Annotated in this window: 1 protein-coding gene; it reads left to right on the top strand. The window is 70.8% G+C overall.

Going from position 1 to position 531, the window contains the following annotated elements; genetic code table 11:
* A partial coding sequence (locus tag Q673_RS23930) for a Maf family protein (protein WP_023005189.1) occupies window positions 1–512 on the top strand: 512 nt, incomplete at its 5' end.
* Between the last annotated feature and the right edge of the window lie 19 nt (window positions 513–531).

The raw sequence follows: 531 nt of genomic DNA, 5'->3' as shown, positions 1-531 counted from the left end.
ACATCGACGAGACCCCGCACCCCGGCGAGTCGCCCGGTGCCCTGGTTCACCGCCTGGCGCTGACCAAGGCGAACCGGGTCGCCGAGGCCTGGCCCCACCACCTGATCATCGGCTCCGATCAGGTGGCGCTGTTCGACGGCGAGATCCTCGGTAAACCCGCCGACCTCGCCGCCGCCCGCACGCAGCTGGCACGCTTCTCGGGCAACCGGGTACGCTTCCTCACCGGCCTGGCGCTGGTCGACACCCGCCGCGGCGAGCACCGGGTCTGTCACGAGACCTACGACGTGGTGTTCCGCGCCCTGAGCGAGGCGGAGATCGCCCACTACGTGGCGCGTGAGCAGCCGCTGGAGAGTGCCGGCAGCTTCCGCATGGAGGGGCTCGGCATCACCCTCTTCGAGCGCCTCGAGGGCGACGACCCCAACACCCTGATCGGCTTGCCGCTGATCCGCCTCTGCGCGCTGCTGCGCGAGGCGGGGATGGATCCGCTGGGCGACCGGGCTTCGCCCGAGTAGCAAGGAGCAAGGAGCAAGG

Origin of the sequence: Halomonas sp. PBN3, from assembly GCF_000475415.1 — a bacterium.
Taxonomy (GTDB): Bacteria; Pseudomonadota; Gammaproteobacteria; order Pseudomonadales; family Halomonadaceae; genus Halomonas; species Halomonas shengliensis.
The sequence above is the reverse complement of the archived record's forward strand: the minus strand, read 5'-3'. Positions and strand labels throughout refer to the sequence as shown.